This window comes from Streptomyces sp. HPF1205 (assembly GCF_020400825.1).
Lineage (GTDB): Bacteria > Actinomycetota > Actinomycetes > Streptomycetales > Streptomycetaceae > Actinacidiphila.
This window is the reverse complement of the sequence record NZ_JAINVH010000039.1, coordinates 44,704-60,424: the sequence shown is the minus strand read 5'-3', so window position 1 is coordinate 60,424 and position 15,721 is coordinate 44,704. Positions and strand designations below refer to the sequence as shown.

The following is a 15,721-nucleotide window of genomic DNA, read 5'->3' as shown; positions in this document are numbered from 1 at the left end:
GGCGCCACCGGGCAGGTTCCCCCGGGCCGGCCGGACGTGACGCGGACGCGCTCGCGGGCGCCCGCTCCCCTTGTCCCGCTCTTCCCCGCTCTTCCCCGTGTGCGTCAATACTCCGAAAGGAATGGGCACCGACATGCTGAGGATCGCCGGATTTGCCGCTTTTACCGTACTTTCCCTGGCCGCTCTCGGCGGCCTGGCCGTCCACGTCCCGGCGCCGCACCCGGGCGCCGTCTCCGTGCGCGCCGACGGCGGGGGCGGCGCGGGCGGCGACCAAGGCACCCCCGGCCCGCCGGTCCCGCCGCCCGGCCCCACGTACACCCCCGACACCTGGGGCTGGGGGGGATGAGCGGCGCCCGCCTCACCGACCGTCCAAGGCCACGAGCTGGAGAGGACCCGATGACCACTGCCACGGCTTTCGCCGCCGCCCCCGCCCCCGCCGTCGCCACGCCCGACATGGCACAGGCGCCCGGAACGGCCGGAGCGCCCGGAGCGCCCCAATCGGCCGCCGCGGCCCGAGCGGCCGTCCCGGACCGGGCGACGCCGGGGTCGCCCGGGTCGCCGGCGGCGGCCGGGGCCGCGAAGGCCACAGGTGCCGCCCTGATCAGCGTCCTGCTCGCCGACGGCCACCGGCTGTTCCGCTCCGCCCTCACCGCCCTGCTGGACCGCGAGGCCGACCTCGCCGTGGTCGCCGAGGCCGCCTGGGGGGACGACGCACTTGACGCCGCCCTCCGGCTGCGGCCGGCCGTCGCGGTGCTCGACCTGGACCTGCCGGGCCGGCCCGCACTGGAAGTAGCAGCGGCGATCCGGGCCGGGGCCACGGGGACCGACGGCACCAGGGTGCTGCTGCTCACCGCTTACAACCGGCCGGCCGACGTCAAACGCGCCCTCGCCGACGGCGTGGACGGCGTGCTGCTGAAGGACCTGCCGCCCGAGCGTCTGCTCGGCGCGGTCCGCACGCTGGCCGCCGGTGGACAGGAATACGAGTCGTCGCTGCTGGTGGACGCGGTGCGGGCCCGGCCGGGCGGCCCGACACCGCGCGAGCTGGTCGTGCTGCGCCTGGTCGCCGACGGATGCAGCGTCGCGGAGGTCGCCCGGTCGCTGTCGCTCTCCCAGGGGACGGTACGCAACCACGTGTCGTCGGCGATCGCCCGCACGGGCGCGCGCAACCGGGTCGACGCGATCCGCATCGCCCGGGAGAGCGGCTGGCTGTGAGACGGCGCCGGCCGTACGCCGGTCGCTGCCGCACGTGCGGGCCGGCCCGCGCCGCGACACCGGCGCGGGCTCAGCCCATGTCCTCGCGCGAGCGCGCCACCACGTCCCGGAAACCGCGCGGCGCCGGTGCCGGGCCCTGCGGAAGGCTGCCGATCAGGAACTCCCCGACCGAGGTCTCCTCCGTCCACTCCAGCCCCAGCGCCCGCGCCGCCGCGTCGGTGTCGCCCGAGCCCAGCCCGCACGGGCCGAGCCCCATGGCCGTCGCCACCAGGTAGAGCGTCTGGTAGAGCACGCCGACGTGTTTCAGCGTCAGGGCGTACGCGATCTGGCTGTACTTCCACGACAGCCTGCCGAACCGGGAGGTCACCGTGAGCAGCACCTGCGGTTCCACCGTACGGTTCGTGGCCCGCCACGCGGCGGTCAGCAGCTCGCGGAAGGCCGCCTCGTCGGCCGCGCAGCTCCAGCGGCGCGGCTTGAGGCGGTGCGCCGCCGCGTCGTAGCGGTACACCCCGGGCTCCAGCCCCTCGCAGTCCACGACCGACAGGTACAGCTCCAGTTCGCCGGTGGAACCGCCGGCCGGATAGGGCCGGTCCACGATGTCGTACGAGGTGGGCGACTGCGGGTCGCCCGTGATCACCTGGCGTACCCGGGCCGCGCGGTAGAGGAGTTCGCCGAGCTGGCCGACGGTGACCGGCCGGTCACCGTAACCGCGTACCGAGCGGCGGCCCTCCAGCACCTCGGTGAAGCCGGGGTCGCCGGCCACCACCCGGGACCAGTCCGGCACCGGCAGGTCGATGCCCGGGCCCTCCTCGCGCGGGCTCGCCCCGGGCACCGCGGGCAACTGAGGGTGGTCCTGGTGGGCGAAGACGCCCCCGCTGGGGTAGTCGTGCCGCCCCGCGCGGCTGCGGGAGTGGAACAGCAGGTCGTGGAAGTCCCACAGTTTGGGCTCCGCCCCGTCCTCCCCGGCGGCCCGCTCCAGGAAGCCGGTGGCCGACAGCAGCCCGGCCAGCGCCTCGCCCACCTGGGCCGGCAGGCCGGCCGCGGCCGCCGCCCGCGCCGGTGCCCGCGGCGAGGTGAGCGCCGCGACGAAGGCACTGACGGCCGGCTGGTGCAGCGTCACCCGGTACGCCGCCAGCGGCGATTCGATCACGCAGGCGTCGGCCCCGGGATCGGGCAGCCGGCGCAGGTACGCGAAGCGGGACAGCACCACCGGGCGGTGCGCCGGCCCGCCGCCCGGGGCGCCCGCGGGCAGCGTCGCGGACCGCGCGATGGGGACGGCGGTGGCCAGCGGCACGCCGTCCGGGCCGGCCAGGACCGAGGTCACCAGGTACGGGAAGCGCTCCAGCAGCCGCAGCAGCCGGACCCCGTCCGGGTCCGCGGTCAGCGTCCCGGCGTCGGTGTCCTGGCCGGCGAGCCGCAGCAGCCGCGCCACGGTGGCGGGACCGAGGCTGTGCACCCGCTGACGGCCCCAGGGATGGGTGAGTTCGACGTCGTCGCCGTCCGGGGCCACCAGGACGTCGGGGCGCAGCCGCAGCAGGTGCCGCGGCGGGCCGGCCGGGCCGGCCGGCGCGGGGGCGGGACGGGCGTGGATCACGGTCATGGCGCACCTCCGGTTTGTCAGATGAAGATCGGGACGGGGTTCAGGTCGGCCTCGGCGGTGGGCCGCTCGAGCCAGCCCAGGCGGACCGGCACGTCGTAGAGCCGGCCGGGGGCGAACCTGGCCCAGAAGTGGCGCATGCCGGGTACGACGACCTTGGCGACCGGCAGGCCCACGTCGGGCCGGGTCTGGTCGAGCACCAGCATCTCCATGCCCCGCTGCGCCACCAGCCGCTCGGCCAGCGCCAGGTCGTCGGCCAGGTCGCCGCCGGCAAGCACGGGCCAGCGGCCGGGACCGGAGGCCGGGGCGGCGCGGTCCGGCAGCAGGTACGGCTGGTTCGCCGCGGTGGCACTCGTCCACCACGCCTTCTGCTCGGGATCGGCCCCCGCGTACGTGACCGCGCCGTCCGGGCCGTTGCCCGCGACGGGGGAGAGGAACTGGTTCATCTCGGTGAGCGCCCGGGTCAGCGCGATGTGCGGGTCCAGGTGCGCGCCGAAGGCGATCAGGATGTCCTCGGCGGGCTTGTCCACGCGCCGGGAGAACGCCCCCACGACCGGGATGCCGAAATCGGAGGTGAGATCGAGCGCCCACATCTCGCGCCGCAGCCCCGCGTACACCTCCCGCATGCGGTCGATGTACGGGTCGCCGAACGCGTCCAGGTCGACGCCCGGACGGCTGACGCGGTTGTACCACCACAGGGCGACCGCGTCGCGCTCCACCAGTTCGAGGAAGCCCTGCAGCGCCGCGTCCTCGAAGGAGGTGCCCGCCGCCGAGCCGTTGGAGTCGCCCAGGGCGAAGAACGGCGAACGGTGCCGGTAGCCGTAGTACAGGTTCATGGTGGGCAGCCAGCGGGTGCGTTGAGCCGTCACGGACCACGCCGGCGACCACTCGATCGGCACGTCCTCGCGGAACCGCTCCGGCACGGTGTTGAACATCGAGCGGCGGGCGTTCCAGCGGTCCCGCTCGGCGTACTGGCGCTCGCTGAACAGCAGGCCGGCGGCCGGGTGCACGGCCGCGTCGCCCAACTCCAGGTAGGTGGCGGTGCGCCGGGCCTCGTCGCCCTGGAAGACACCCGAGTAGCGCTCCATCGCCTCGCCCATGGCGCTGGCCCGGGCCTGGACGTCGGTGCGTCCCTTGCCGCAGCTCACCGAGCGCAGCCCGGTGCGCAGTTGGCGCAGGTCGCCCACCTGCCGGGCCAGGTTCTGGCCCGCGATGTAGACCCGCAGCCCGTCCGGGGTGTGCTGGGCGGGCACCAGCGAGGTGACGACGCCGGTGATCGGGCTCAGCTGCGGCCGGTAGGTCTCCAGCATCTCCTCGGGCGAGGCGGAGCGGTGGCCGCCGTCGCCGGTGAACACCTTCGGGCGGCTCTCGAAGCGGATCGGGCGGGACTGCCGGGCGGCCATCAGGGTGTGGTCGCCGCAGTCGGCGCACTGGGGCCGGCGGACGAGCCGGTGCCGTTCGGCCTCCAGGGTCACGGTGTCGAGCGTGAACACGGCGGCAGGGCCGGACGGGCGCGCCCCGGCGAGCCACTTGGCCGCCTCCAGGGCGGCGAGCTGCGTGCCGGCGGCGACCGTGGGGGCGATGCCGGCGACCGCCGTGGACACCGGCGTGTCCCGGCCGAGCCGGTGCTGCAGGTAGCTGAGCGACTGGCGGTTCGCCGACAGCCGGTGGGCCAGGCACGACCAGCAGCCGGTGGCCGCCATGGGAGCGGGCCACGACCGGGCGGCCGCGCCGTCGGGTACGAACACGGGCCCGACCCACACCAGGGAACCGACCGGGCGGGCGATCAGCCACGGGACGCCCGCGTCGAGCGCCGCCCGGTTGCGGGCGGCCAGCCCCGGGTGCAGGTAGTCGTCCACCAGCGCGACCACCAGATCGGGCTCGCCCTCGGGCGGAGCCGCCGGGTCGTACCCGCCGGCCACCGTCACCGTGCCCGCGCCCGCCGCGGCCAGGGCGGCGGCGAGCGGGGCGGCGTCGACCCGGCCGTAGGTCTCGACCCGGACGACGGCACCGGCCGGCACACCGGGCGCGCCGGGCCCGGTCACCCCGGCCATCTCGTAGAAGGCGGTCGCCGCGCGGTCGGCGGCGGGATCGGTCGGGGCGACCCAGCCGCCCTCGGCCAGCCGGTCCAGGGCCTGTCCGACACGCTCGGCGGGCACCGTCCCGGCCAGTTCCGCGCCGATCTCCTCGGCGGTTCTAGTGCCGTCCAGCAGGGGCGCGAGGAGCTGCGCGAGCCGGCCGGAGACGGCGTTCACGCCGCGTTCCGAGACCAGGTAGACGGCTTCTCCCTCGACGACGAAGGACGTGAAGTGACGTTTGAAACCGACAGTTGAGGTGCGCGGGTGCCGCGTCATGGCGGTTCCTCCTTCCGGGGACACGGACCGTGGTCCGGGAACGGGTGGGGCGGTCGGCAGTGGGTCGGGCGGTCGGCAGCGGAGCCGGCACGGGTGGGCACGGGCCGGCGCGGGCGGGTGAGCGGGCGGTCCCGCGGCGCGGCCCGGGGATCGGGATCCGCGGGCCGCCGGGGGCCTGACGGGCCGTCAGCGCAAGGTCGCGATCGGGACGGTGGCGGGGTCGAGCAGTCGCAGGAGCAGCAGGCCGACGGCGGGAACGCCGTCCAGCACGCCGAGGACGACCCGGTCGTCGGCCACCCGGTCGCCGTACCAGGAGCCGGTCGCGCGCCGCCGCCGGATCAGTTCGCCGACCAGCGCGGTCGCGGCCTCACGGCCGTCGTAGAAGGGCCCGGGCACCAGGCCGCGGACGCCGTCCGGCAGCGAGTGGACCAGCCCGAGTTCGGCGGCTGTGAGCGCCTCCCCGGCCGTGGCGACCAGGGCGCGGGTGTCCAGCGTGGCGACCTGGGCCTCGCCGACCGGCGCTGCCAGCAGGCCCATCTGCCGGGAGTCCAGGGCGCCGGTGCCCAGGGCGACGGCCGTCTCCAGGCAGGCCAGCCGCCCGCTGCGGGTGACGTCGAAACGATGGCCGCGGACAAGGCCGCGGACACCCTCCGGGTCGTCGAGCAGGTCCGGTGCCTCGCCCAGGGTGCGGGCCAGCGCCGCGGCCACGCTGTCCGGGCCGCCGGGCACCAGGTCCAGGAAGCGGGCGGCGCCGGCCCACCGCGGCGCGGGGGCGTCCCCGGGCCCGCCGGCCAGCGCCTCGTACGCGACCGCGGCCAGCTCGCGCACGCCGCCGTCGGTGGCCGCGTCGGGCGCCGGCAGCACCTGGCGCAGCGTCAGCAGGTTGAGCAGCAGCCCCGCCGTGCCGAGAGGAACGTCCCGGTACGGCGCGGGTCCCGGGCGGCCGGCCCGGCCGGCCACCGGTCCGCGGGCCAGCGCCAGCGCGCCCGGCACCAGGGCCCGGGCCGCCGTCAGGAACCGGGGCTCGTCCAGCAGGCGTGCGCCGCGGGCCAGCGCGTGGATCAGCGCGCCGGGTCCGGCGAGGCCCCCGGGTACGGGGGCGCCGAGCGCGAGCCGGCTGTCGGCGGCGAACGCGAAGGCGTGCGGGGCGGCGGGGTCCACCAGCGCCGCCGCCGCCGTCAGCGTCCGGTGGGCGGCCCGCCGGAAGCGCGGCTCGCCGCTCGCGGTCCACAGCTCGGCGAGGAAGAGGGCGGCACCGACGCCGCTGGTGAGCAGGTCCACCCCGCTGAGCGCCTCGACCTGGCGCAGCCCGGCCAGCGGGTACCAGCTCTGCCCGATCCAGCCGTGCCCGTCGTCCGTGTCGTGCCGCCAGGCGAGCACCTGGTCGCCGATCCGCACGGCCCGCTCCAGCAGTTCGCCGCGGCCGGGCAGGGCGAAGGCGGCCGCGCTCCTCGGCGGTGGCGCGGACGTGACCCTGCCGCCGACGGCCGCGTCGAGGCAGCCGGTGAGCACGGCCGTGTGCGCGTCGAGGTCGAAGTCCGCGAGTTCGGCCACCCGGCCGGTCAGCCGCTGCCAGCCGGTGCCCTGGAAGTGCCCGGGGATCTCCCGCCCGTCGACGGTGAACACCGAGGAGGACGTGGTCAGGGAGCGGAAGAAGGGGATGTCCAGATCGCGGAAGGAGTCCAGCTCGGACAGCACCACGTCCAGCAGGTCGTCGCGTTCGCTGTCGCCGGCCCGGGCGGCGACAGCGCCGCGCAGCGCCCCGGCGATCACCGTCTCCCTGGTGGCCCCGTCGGCGAGCGCCCGGGGACTGGTGGAGGTGTTGAGGATCTTGTAGCCGTCCCAGGTGTGCCGCCAGATGTAGCGCACCCACACTCCGCGGAACCCCGCCAGCGGGCCGTCGGCGTCCGCGAGCCGGTCGCGCAGCGCGAACAGCGCCCGGTGCATGGCCTTGTAGCCGTCCACCACCTCGGCGGTGTACCGCCAGGGGTCCGCCTTGCGCCCGGCGTGCACCGGACGGTACGGCGGCAGCGGCAGCGTGGGCCCGTCGCCGGCAGCGTCGCCGCCGGGGTTCCCGCCGCCGGCCCTGGTGAGGCAGCCGATGTCCAGCACCGGCTGGTCCTTGGCGATCACCCATGGCTGGGCGGCCATCGCGGTGCGCACCACCGTGGACTCCAGCCGGTCCAGCAGGCCGCGCTGCCCGGCCGGAAGCGCCGGGGGCGTCCGCACCCGCGGGTACAGCAGGCACTCCAGGTCGATGAACACCGGGTGCTCGCCGTCGGCCAGCAGGTTGTCGGCCCACAGGTCGCGGCCCTCAAGGAGCTGCATCAGGCGGATCGTCATGCCCAGCCGCCGGTAGTAGCGGGCGAACCCGGCGCGCTCGGCGCACGGACCGCCCGGCACCAGCTCCTCCCAGCCGTACTCGCCGGCCCCGTCCCGGGACAGCGAGCCGCCCAGCCCGCCGTCGCCGCTGTCGCTGCACGTGATCACGGTACGGGTGGGCAGGTCGAGCAGCCCGGAGCCGGGGTGTTCGGCCGCGTACTCGTTGAGCCGGCCGACCAGTTCCATGTACGCGGTGGCGTGCCGCAGGTCCTTGGGCTTGTAGACCACGGCCGCGCCGTGCTCGAAGCGCAGCAGGGCCACCGAGCGGCCGCCGGCGTGGCGGTCCCCGGCGTCGCCGCGCACGGAGGCGAGCGCGCCGGGGTCGGCGCCGCCCCACAGCCTCGCGCGCAGCATCTCGCGGTCGGCGGCGAGCCTGGCGAACATCTCCCAGGTGACCTGCTGCCAGTTGCGGCAGACCACGCCGATCAGGTAGGCGAGCGCCGGCAGCCGCTCCAGCCGGGCCAGCCAGCCCTCGCGGGAGGCGTCCAGGCCCGGGTGGTGGTCCCAGTCGTCGGCGCCCGGGCGGCCGGTGGCGGCCTGCAGTTCGTGGCACAACGAGAGCCGGCACGCCTCGCCGAGCCGGGCGGCCAGGCCGGCGCCGAGGTCGTCCAGCGCGCCGGCGGCGACCGGCACGCCCAGCACGGTGCCGGACAGGGCGGGCAGGAGCGCTTCCGCTGCCCGCCGGAAGGAGGCGGTGAGCGAGCTGGCGGCGGTCGTCGTGGCGTCCGGGACGGCGGGCTGGGCCCCGACGAAGACGGCGAGCGCCTCCGCCCAGTCCGGCAGGCGAGCGGGGTCGCGCAGCCGGACCTTGCGCAGGCCGGCGCCGAGCGGCCGCCCGGTGGCGGCCAGGTGGTCGAGCAGCACGGCGGCGTCGGCCGGGTCGCCGGCCGCGCGTTCCAGCCAGCGGCCCACCACGGCCCGCTCGGCGGCCCGGTCCCCGGGCGGCTCGGCGACGAAGACGGAGGTGCCCGCGCCGGGCCCGGCCGCCGCGGCGGCCCGGTCGGGGAAGGCGGCCGCCGCGGCGACGACGGCACGCAGCCGCTCGTCGGCCCGGTACGGGGGCGCCGCGGTGTCCCCGCGGGCGCCGGACGGGGCGGGCGCCGCCGCACGGGCGGCGGGCGCGGCCACTGAGGGGGCGGCGGGCGCGGCAGCGGAAACGGTGGCGGAGTCGCGCGAGGCGGCACCCGCGCTGAGCGCCCGCGCCTCGGTGTCGAGTGTCATCTCACAGCTCCTGGGGTCGGACGAGACGGGTGAACAAGGGATCGGAGCCGAGCAGTTCGTCGTAGCCGCCGACGGCCGACACCCGGCCGCGGTCCAGGACGTAGATCCGGTCGGCGCGGCGTATCGTGCTCAGCCGGTGGGCGATGACGAGGCGGGTGCGGTCCAGTGCCGCGATGCCCTCGGCCACCTGGCGCTGGGTGGCGTTGTCCAGCGCGGAGGTCGCCTCGTCGAGCAGCAGGACGGCGGGGCGGCGGACCAGCGCGCGGGCCAGCAGCAGCCGCTGGACCTGCCCGCCGGAGAAGCCCTGCGCGTCCTCGCCGACGCGGGTGCTCAGGCCCAGCGGGAGGCGGCGCAGGTCGGCGGCGATGCCGGCGAGCTCGGCGGCCCGCCACACGTCGTCCTCGGTGACGTCCGGGTCGGTGCCCGCCAGGTTCTCCAGCAGACTGCCGCGCAGCAGGCGTCCGTTCTGCAGCACGGTGCCCAACTGGCGGCGCACCAGCCGCGGATCGAGCCCGGCCAGGTCCCGGCCGTCGTAGCGGACCCGGCCCGCGGCCGGCCGCTCGAAGCCGAGCAGCAGCCGGACCAGGGTGGACTTGCCCGCGCCCGAAGGACCCACCACGGCGACCATTTCGCCGGGATCGGCGTACAGCGACACACCCTCCAGGGCGGACGCGGCGGCGCCCGGGTAGCGGAACGACACCTCCTCCAGGCGGACCGCGCCCCGCAGCCGTCCCGGGTCGGCCCGGCCGCGGCGGCGGCCGGAAGCCTCCGCCGGCTCGGCGAGGACCGGCCGCAGCCGGTCCAGGACGGGCGCGATGCCGTACGCGGTGGCGGCGGCGTGGGTGACCTGGCCGAGCGCGAGGGCGACCTGCCCCGCGGCGATCCCGGCGGCCATCAGGTGGCCCGCGCCCGTCCCGCCCGCCCCCGTGCCCCGGGCGGCCACGCCGGCCAGCAGCACCGCGAGCAGCAGGGGCTGCAGGGCGGCGGTGAGCGCGGTGGCGGCGGCGTCGGTGCGCATGGCGGCGGCGTCGGCGCGCTTCTGCTCCCCGAACGGGACCGCCCAGCGGGCGAACGCCTGGATCTCCCGGCCGGCGGTCTGCAGCTTGTCGATGCCCAGCATCAGCCCGTACAGCGTGCCGTGCAGCCGGCCGTGCAGGGCGTGCACCCGGGACTCGTACCGCTGCCTGCGCCGGCCCATGGCCACCAGCGCGGCGACGGCGACCAAGGCGGCGGCCAGCAGCGCCGCGCCGAGGACCGGGTCGACGGCGAGCAGCACCAGGAGCCCCGACAGCGAGAAGAACGCGCCGAGCACCGCGCCGACCAGCACTTCGGACAGCGCCTGCCGGGCCTCGGCGATCGCGTTGGCCCGGTGCACCAGGTCGCCGGTGCTGAAGTCGCGGAAGAAACGGGCGTCGTGGTCGAGCAGCCGGTCCCAGACGGCCGGTTCGAGCGCGGCCTGGACGCGGCCGGTCAGGCGGACCGCGGTGACGTTGCGGACCAGCAGCAGCAGACCTGCCGCGACCGTACCCGCGGTGAGCAGCACCGCGAGCCAGCGCAGCGGGTGGTGGCCGGCGGCGACCAGCCGCGGCATCAGCAGACCCGTACTGAGCGGCACGGCCAGGGCGAGCAGCGCTGCCGCGAGTCCCGCGCCCGCCAGCACCAGCAGGTCCCGGCGGGCGCCGGGGGCCGCGAGCGCGAACCGCAGCAGCGCCCCCGCCGTCGGGGTCCCGGCCGGCAGCGGGCGGTAGAGCAGGTACGCGCGCCGGTCCACGGCCCGGCCGCCGCTTCCGCGTGCCCTTCTGGCGTACGGGAGCGCCACCGGCCTGCCCTCGCCGGCGGTGAAGCCGATCACCGGACCGGTGAGGCCGGTGGTGTCGCCGTGCCCGGACCCGTCGTCCGGCAGTGTGATCTGCCGCCAGCGGATGCCCTGGTGCCGCAGGAGCGCGATCAGCGGGTCCCGTGCGTCGCGCACCTCGGCCGGCACCTCGGCCGGGGCGGTGCGGCCCACCTGGGGCGCCAGGTCCCGGTAGGCGGCCAGGACGTCGGCGGCCGCGGTCGGCGAGGAGGGTACGACGGGCGCGGACGCCGCGTCGGGCGCCGCCTTGCCGCGCCGCCGCGGGCGGTCCGGTGCCAGGCGCAGCGCCCCGAGCGCCTCGGCCAGGGCGGCCCGGTTGGCGGCGGCGGTCTCCTCGAAGTGCCGCGCCGCGTCGCCGGATCGGGTGGGAGTGGGAGCGGGCGTGTGGGTGGGGGTGGCGGTCATGAGAGGTCTCCCGTGTCGTGCGCCGCGGCGTCCTCTTCGAGCAGATCGCGGTAGGGACCGGCCACGGAGGCCAGTTCGGCGGGCGGGCCCTCCTGCACGATCCGGCCCTCGCGCAGGACCACGACGCGGTCGGCGGCGCGGACCGTGCTGAGGCGGTGGGCCAGCACCAGGCAGCTGCATCCGCGGGCCCGCAGGTGGCGGCCGACCAGTTCCTCGGTGCGGGTGTCGAGCGCGGAGGTGGCCTCGTCCAGGACCAGCACGGCCGGGTCGAGCGCGAGCGCGCGGGCCAGTTCGAGGCGCTGGCGCTCGCCGCCCGACAGGTTGCGCGCGCCTTCGTCGACCGTCCCGGCGTCCAGGCCGCCGCGCCCGTTCACCAGGTCCGCGGCCTCGGCGTCGGCGAGCGCGCGGTGCAGCGCGTCCGCGCCGACCGCCGGGTTCCACAGCGTCAGGTTCTCGCGGAACGTGCCCTCGAACAGCCGCAGTTGCTGCTCCACGTAGGCGACGTCGGCGGTCAGCACCGCCCGCGGCACCTGCTCGCGCGGGCGCCCGTCCAGCAGCACCTCGCCGGACCAGGGCCGCAGCACGCCCGCGGCCAGCCGGGCCAGTGTGGACTTGCCGCTGCCGCTGTCGCCGACCACGGCGACCCACTCGCCGGGGCGGACCGTCAGCGACACCCCGGCCACCGTCGGCGGGCGGTTGGGGTCGTACCCGAAGGTGACCTCGCGCAGTTCCAGGCCGCCGCGCAGCCCGGTGCGGTCGCCCGGCACGTCCAGGACCGGGGTGAGGTAGGGGTCGGGCGCGGCCTGCTCGACGTCCTCCAGCAGCGCGGTCTGGGCCCGGGCGACCGTGAGCTCCGAGCCGACGCCGACCAGTTGGGCCACCGGCAGCAGGAACCCGTTGAGCAGCAGCAGGTACGCCAGCAGCGTGCCGAACGTCAGCGAGCCGCCGAGCAGCAGGGAGGTGCCGGCCACGACCACGGCCGCGCCGGCCGCGGTGTTGAGGGCGGTGGGTACGGTGAGCGGGCCGACGACGGCCGCCGCCATGGTCTGCGCGGTGTCCATGGCCCGCGCCTGCCAGCCGGACCAGGAGCGGAAGAAGGACTCCTCGGCGCCCTCGGCCTTGATGGTCTCCATCGCGGCGACGCCGGCGAAGGCGACGCCGTCGCGCTTGTACTGCTCCGAGTGCAGCCGGTGCAGCATGCCGCCGCGCCGCTTGGTGGCCAGCCGCAGGGCCAGCACGTCGAGGACGGCGACCGCGCCTGGGATCACCGACAGGCGCGGCGACAGCCAGATCAGCGCGCCCAGGTGCGCGGCCGCGCCTGCCGCGGCGGCCGCGGCCCCGGTCACGCGGTAGGACAGCAGCGCGGCCAGGCCGTCGTTCATCTGCACCCGGGTGACCAGCCCGCCCAGTTGGCGGCGGTGGAAGAACGAACCGGGCAGGCGCAGCATCCGCGACAGGAACGCCGCCGAGGAACGCGCCGACATCGCCTCCAGCACCCGGCCGACCAGCGCCTGCTGCAGCCATGTGCCGAGCAGGACGACGGCGGCGGCGCCGGCCGTGGCGAGCACCAGCGGCAGTCGCCAGTCGCCGTGCCCGTTCTCGGTGACGCCGGTGAGGTAGGCGCGCAGCAGGAACGACGCCGTCACCGACGGCACGGTCAGGACCAAGGCGGTGAACACCGCGAGGAGCAGCCCCGGCAGGTAGCCGCGGGTCCGCCCGGCCAGGCCGCGCAGGAACGGGAAGCGGGCGCTGCCCGGTGTGAAACCGGGCCCGGGGGCGAAGCCGACCGCTATCCCCGCGAAGGACTCCCAGAACGTCTCGGGGGTGGTGCTGTACGAGCCGAGCGACGGGTCGTTGACATGGATACGGCCGCGGCGCACGCCCTCGTAGACGGCGAAGTGCGGCCCGGACAGCAGCACCATGGACGGAACGGGTACCGCTTCCAGGCCCAGCAGCGGGCCGTCGCCGCGGGTCACGCGCCTGCCCCGGGCCGTCAGCCCGTACCGGGCGGCGGCCCTGGCCACGGCGGCGGCGCTGACGCCGTCGCGGGAGACGCCGCAGGCCCGCGACGCCTCGTGCAGGGTGGTCCGCCGGCCGAACGCGCCGAGGACGACGGCGAGACAGGCGGCCCCGCAGTCCTGCTCCTCCATCTGCGGGACGATCGGGGTGCGCAGGTAGCGGCGTTCACGGCGCCGCCCCGCTCCGGCCGCCGACCGCCCCCGTGACGGGGACGCGGGCGCCGCGGCCGCGGGCTCGGGCGCGTCCGGGGAACCGGTGCGCGGGCGGGCGTCCGCGCGGGTGTCGACGCTCATGACCCGCCTCCGGTGGAGCCGAAGAGCACCTGGTACGGGTGGCGGGCGCCGAGGTCGACCGAGGCGTCGACGGCCGCCGGCATCACGGCCGCCAGCGCTGCCGCATCGCGCGGTCCGTCGGGCGCGGTCCGCACCGTCCACACCGGCGCGGTGCCCGCGGGCACACCGGGAACGGGTACGGGCAGCGTCCCGCGCAGGCCGTCGGCCGTCGTGGGGTACGGATCCGCGCCGGTGATCCGCAGCCGGACCGTACGGCCGTCCGGCAGCCCGGCCAGGACCCGCTGGCCCGTGCGCAGCCGCCGCAGCGCGCCGCTGTCGCCGGTGAAGAGCCGTACGGTGGCGGGGGCGGCGGCCGGGTCCAGCGCGATCACCGCGGACCCGGGGACGACCGTGCCGCCGGGACCGGTGAGCACCGCCGTGACGACGCCGGCCTGCGGGGCGGTCAGTTCGGTGCCGCCGGTGGCGGGCCGGGCGCCCGCGCCGTCCGTGGCGCCCGCGCTCGCGGAACCGGCGCCCGGTGCCGCTTCGCCGGCGCCCCGGCCGGCGTCGGTGCCCGAGGTGGCGAGGGGGTTCGCGCCCGGCGGGCCGCCCGGCCCGCCGCGGCTGTCGGCGAGGACGGCGACGGGCTGTCCCGCGACCACGCGCGTGCCCGGGGCGACCAGGACGCGCAGCACCGAACCCGGCGCCGTGGCGGAGACGGTCACGGGCGCGGGGCCGTGGGCCATCACACCGTGCAGCGTCATCGTGTGGGGGAGCGACCCCGCGACCCCCCACGCCGTCCCCGCGCCGACCGCCACTGCCAGCGCGACGGCGGCGAGCGAGAGCCGCCCGCCGATCAGCCGCACCGGCCGGTCGAGTCCCGGCTCCACGGCGGCCGTGGGCAGCCCGGAGGGGGTGCGCGCCGGGCTGTCGCCGTGCGGGCCGTCGCCCGCCCCCGGGACGCCCGCCGAGCCGTCCGCCGGGGCGGGTTCGGCAGTCGTCCGCGCGGATGCCGTCGTCATCGGGCCACCCCCGTCGTGAGCGGGGCCGCCGGGGCGGCGGCCGGGGCGGCGATCAGCGGCAGGGAACGCAGGCCGCCGAACACGAACTGCTCGCTCCACGGGGCGGTCTCCTCGGTGAGCGGGGTGCTGAGGCGGCGGTGCGCGCCGGCCTCGGCCAGGGCGCGCAGCACCCCGGCGCCGACCATCAGCGAGAGTGGGGCACCGAGGCAGTGGTGCGGCCCGTGGCCGAAGGCGAGGTGGCGGCGTTCGGCCCGGGCCGGGTCGAAGCGGTCCGGATCGGGGAAGCGGCGCGGATCGCGGTTGGCGGCCGCGTACAGCAGGAGGGTCACGGTGCCGGCGGGCAGGACCGTGCCGCCCACCGGGACGTCGGCGGTCAGCGCGCGGGCGCTGGCCCGCACCGGACTGCCCAGCCGCTGGCACTCGTCGAAGACGTCCTGCGCCAGCTCCGGCCGGGCGCGTACCAGGTCCATCAGGCCGGGCGTGCGCAGCAGGTGCCACACGGCGACCGCGAGCCCGGAGGTGAGCGTCTCCAGGCCGTTGGCGAACAGCATCACCACGAAGGCCAGCAGGTCCTCGTCGTCGAGCTGCCCGGCCGCGCGCGCCACCGTGAGACGGCTGATCAGGTCGTCGCCGGGACGCGCCGCACGACGGGCGCACAACTCCTCGACGTAGTCCCGGAACTGCGCGAACTCGGCGTCCAGCGCGGCGGATTCGGCCGCCGACGGGTCCGGGTCGAGCAACGAGCGCGCGACCAGGCCGGCCCACCCGGTGACCCGGTGGCGGTCCTCCTCCGGGACGTCGAGGATGCTGCAGGACACCGCGACCGGCAGCGGCACCGCGAAGTCCGCGACGAGGTCGAAGGACCCCGAATCCAGCAGCGGGGTGAGCAGGTGTTCGGTGGTCGCGGAGATCCGGCGGCCGATGACGGCGAGCCGGCGGGCGCTGAAGGCGGCGGTGGCCAGCCGCTTGAGGCGCGTGTGGTCGCGGCCGTCGCGCAGCGGCAGCATCCGCGCCACCACCTCGGCCAGCGCCGAGGAGCCGGAACGGGCCAGCCCGACCGCGGAGGGGTCGACGACGGTGCCCGGGTGCATGAGCACGGTGACGATCTCCTCGTAGCCGGAGACGACGTGGACCCGCCCCAGGTCGAGTACGGGGGCGGTGGCCAGCAGCCGCCGGTAGAGCCCAGGGGGATCGTGCCGCGCGGACGGACTCTGGATGAACCGCGCGAGTTCGTGCCGGAGGCTGTCCATGCCCGGCTCCTTGTCGTGAAGTCGTGAAGTCGTGAAGTCGTGAACCGGCGAAGTGGCGAAGTGGCGAAGCCGTGAACCGGCGAAGTGGTGAAGACGGGAAGTGGCGAAGCCGGGAAGCCGGGAAGCCGTGCA

9 protein-coding genes are annotated in these 15,721 nt (G+C 76.9%); 2 read left to right on the top strand and 7 right to left on the bottom strand.

The window, feature by feature from the left end; translation table 11 throughout:
- The first annotated feature begins 133 nt into the window (after positions 1–133).
- Together K7G61_RS30990 and K7G61_RS30985 are read left to right on the top strand one after the other, a co-directional pair.
- Complete coding sequence (locus K7G61_RS30990) at positions 134–346, top strand: hypothetical protein (protein WP_225850377.1); 213 nt, start codon at positions 134–136, stop codon at positions 344–346.
- Positions 347–396: 50 nt separating this feature from the next.
- A complete protein-coding gene (locus tag K7G61_RS30985; protein WP_225850376.1) occupies positions 397–1,212 on the top strand; it encodes a response regulator transcription factor in 816 nt (271 codons plus the stop codon).
- A gap of 70 nt (positions 1,213–1,282) precedes the next feature.
- Here the strand turns inward: K7G61_RS30985 and K7G61_RS30980 are convergent, their stop codons facing one another.
- From K7G61_RS30980 to K7G61_RS30950, 7 genes are all read right to left on the bottom strand, one after another.
- Complete coding sequence (locus tag K7G61_RS30980; RefSeq protein ID WP_225850375.1) at positions 1,283–2,812, bottom strand: SagB family peptide dehydrogenase; 1,530 nt, start codon at positions 2,810–2,812, stop codon at positions 1,283–1,285.
- A gap of 17 nt (positions 2,813–2,829) precedes the next feature.
- Positions 2,830–5,163: a TOMM precursor leader peptide-binding protein gene (locus K7G61_RS30975; RefSeq protein WP_225850374.1), complete on the bottom strand. Its 2,334-nt coding sequence runs from the start codon at positions 5,161–5,163 to the stop codon at positions 2,830–2,832.
- Positions 5,164–5,349: 186 nt separating this feature from the next.
- The gene (locus K7G61_RS30970; RefSeq protein WP_225850373.1) at positions 5,350–8,766 is read right to left on the bottom strand and encodes a type 2 lanthipeptide synthetase LanM; all 3,417 of its coding nucleotides are present in this window, start codon (positions 8,764–8,766) and stop codon (positions 5,350–5,352) included.
- A gap of 1 nt (position 8,767) precedes the next feature.
- On the bottom strand, positions 8,768–11,026 hold the full coding sequence (locus K7G61_RS30965) for an ATP-binding cassette domain-containing protein (protein ID WP_225850372.1): 2,259 nt from the start codon (positions 11,024–11,026) through the stop codon (positions 8,768–8,770).
- Positions 11,023–13,338: an ATP-binding cassette domain-containing protein gene (locus K7G61_RS30960; protein ID WP_225850371.1), complete on the bottom strand. Its 2,316-nt coding sequence runs from the start codon at positions 13,336–13,338 to the stop codon at positions 11,023–11,025. Before K7G61_RS30960 ends, K7G61_RS30965 begins: the two co-directional genes overlap by 4 nt.
- Positions 13,335–14,339, bottom strand: coding sequence for a hypothetical protein (locus K7G61_RS30955; protein WP_225850370.1), 1,005 nt, complete (start codon positions 14,337–14,339; stop codon positions 13,335–13,337). The genes K7G61_RS30960 and K7G61_RS30955 overlap by 4 nt, the downstream gene beginning before the upstream one ends.
- The gene (locus tag K7G61_RS30950) at positions 14,336–15,589 is read right to left on the bottom strand and encodes a cytochrome P450 (protein WP_225850369.1); all 1,254 of its coding nucleotides are present in this window, start codon (positions 15,587–15,589) and stop codon (positions 14,336–14,338) included. The genes K7G61_RS30955 and K7G61_RS30950 overlap by 4 nt, the downstream gene beginning before the upstream one ends.
- Positions 15,590–15,721: the final 132 nt, after the last annotated feature.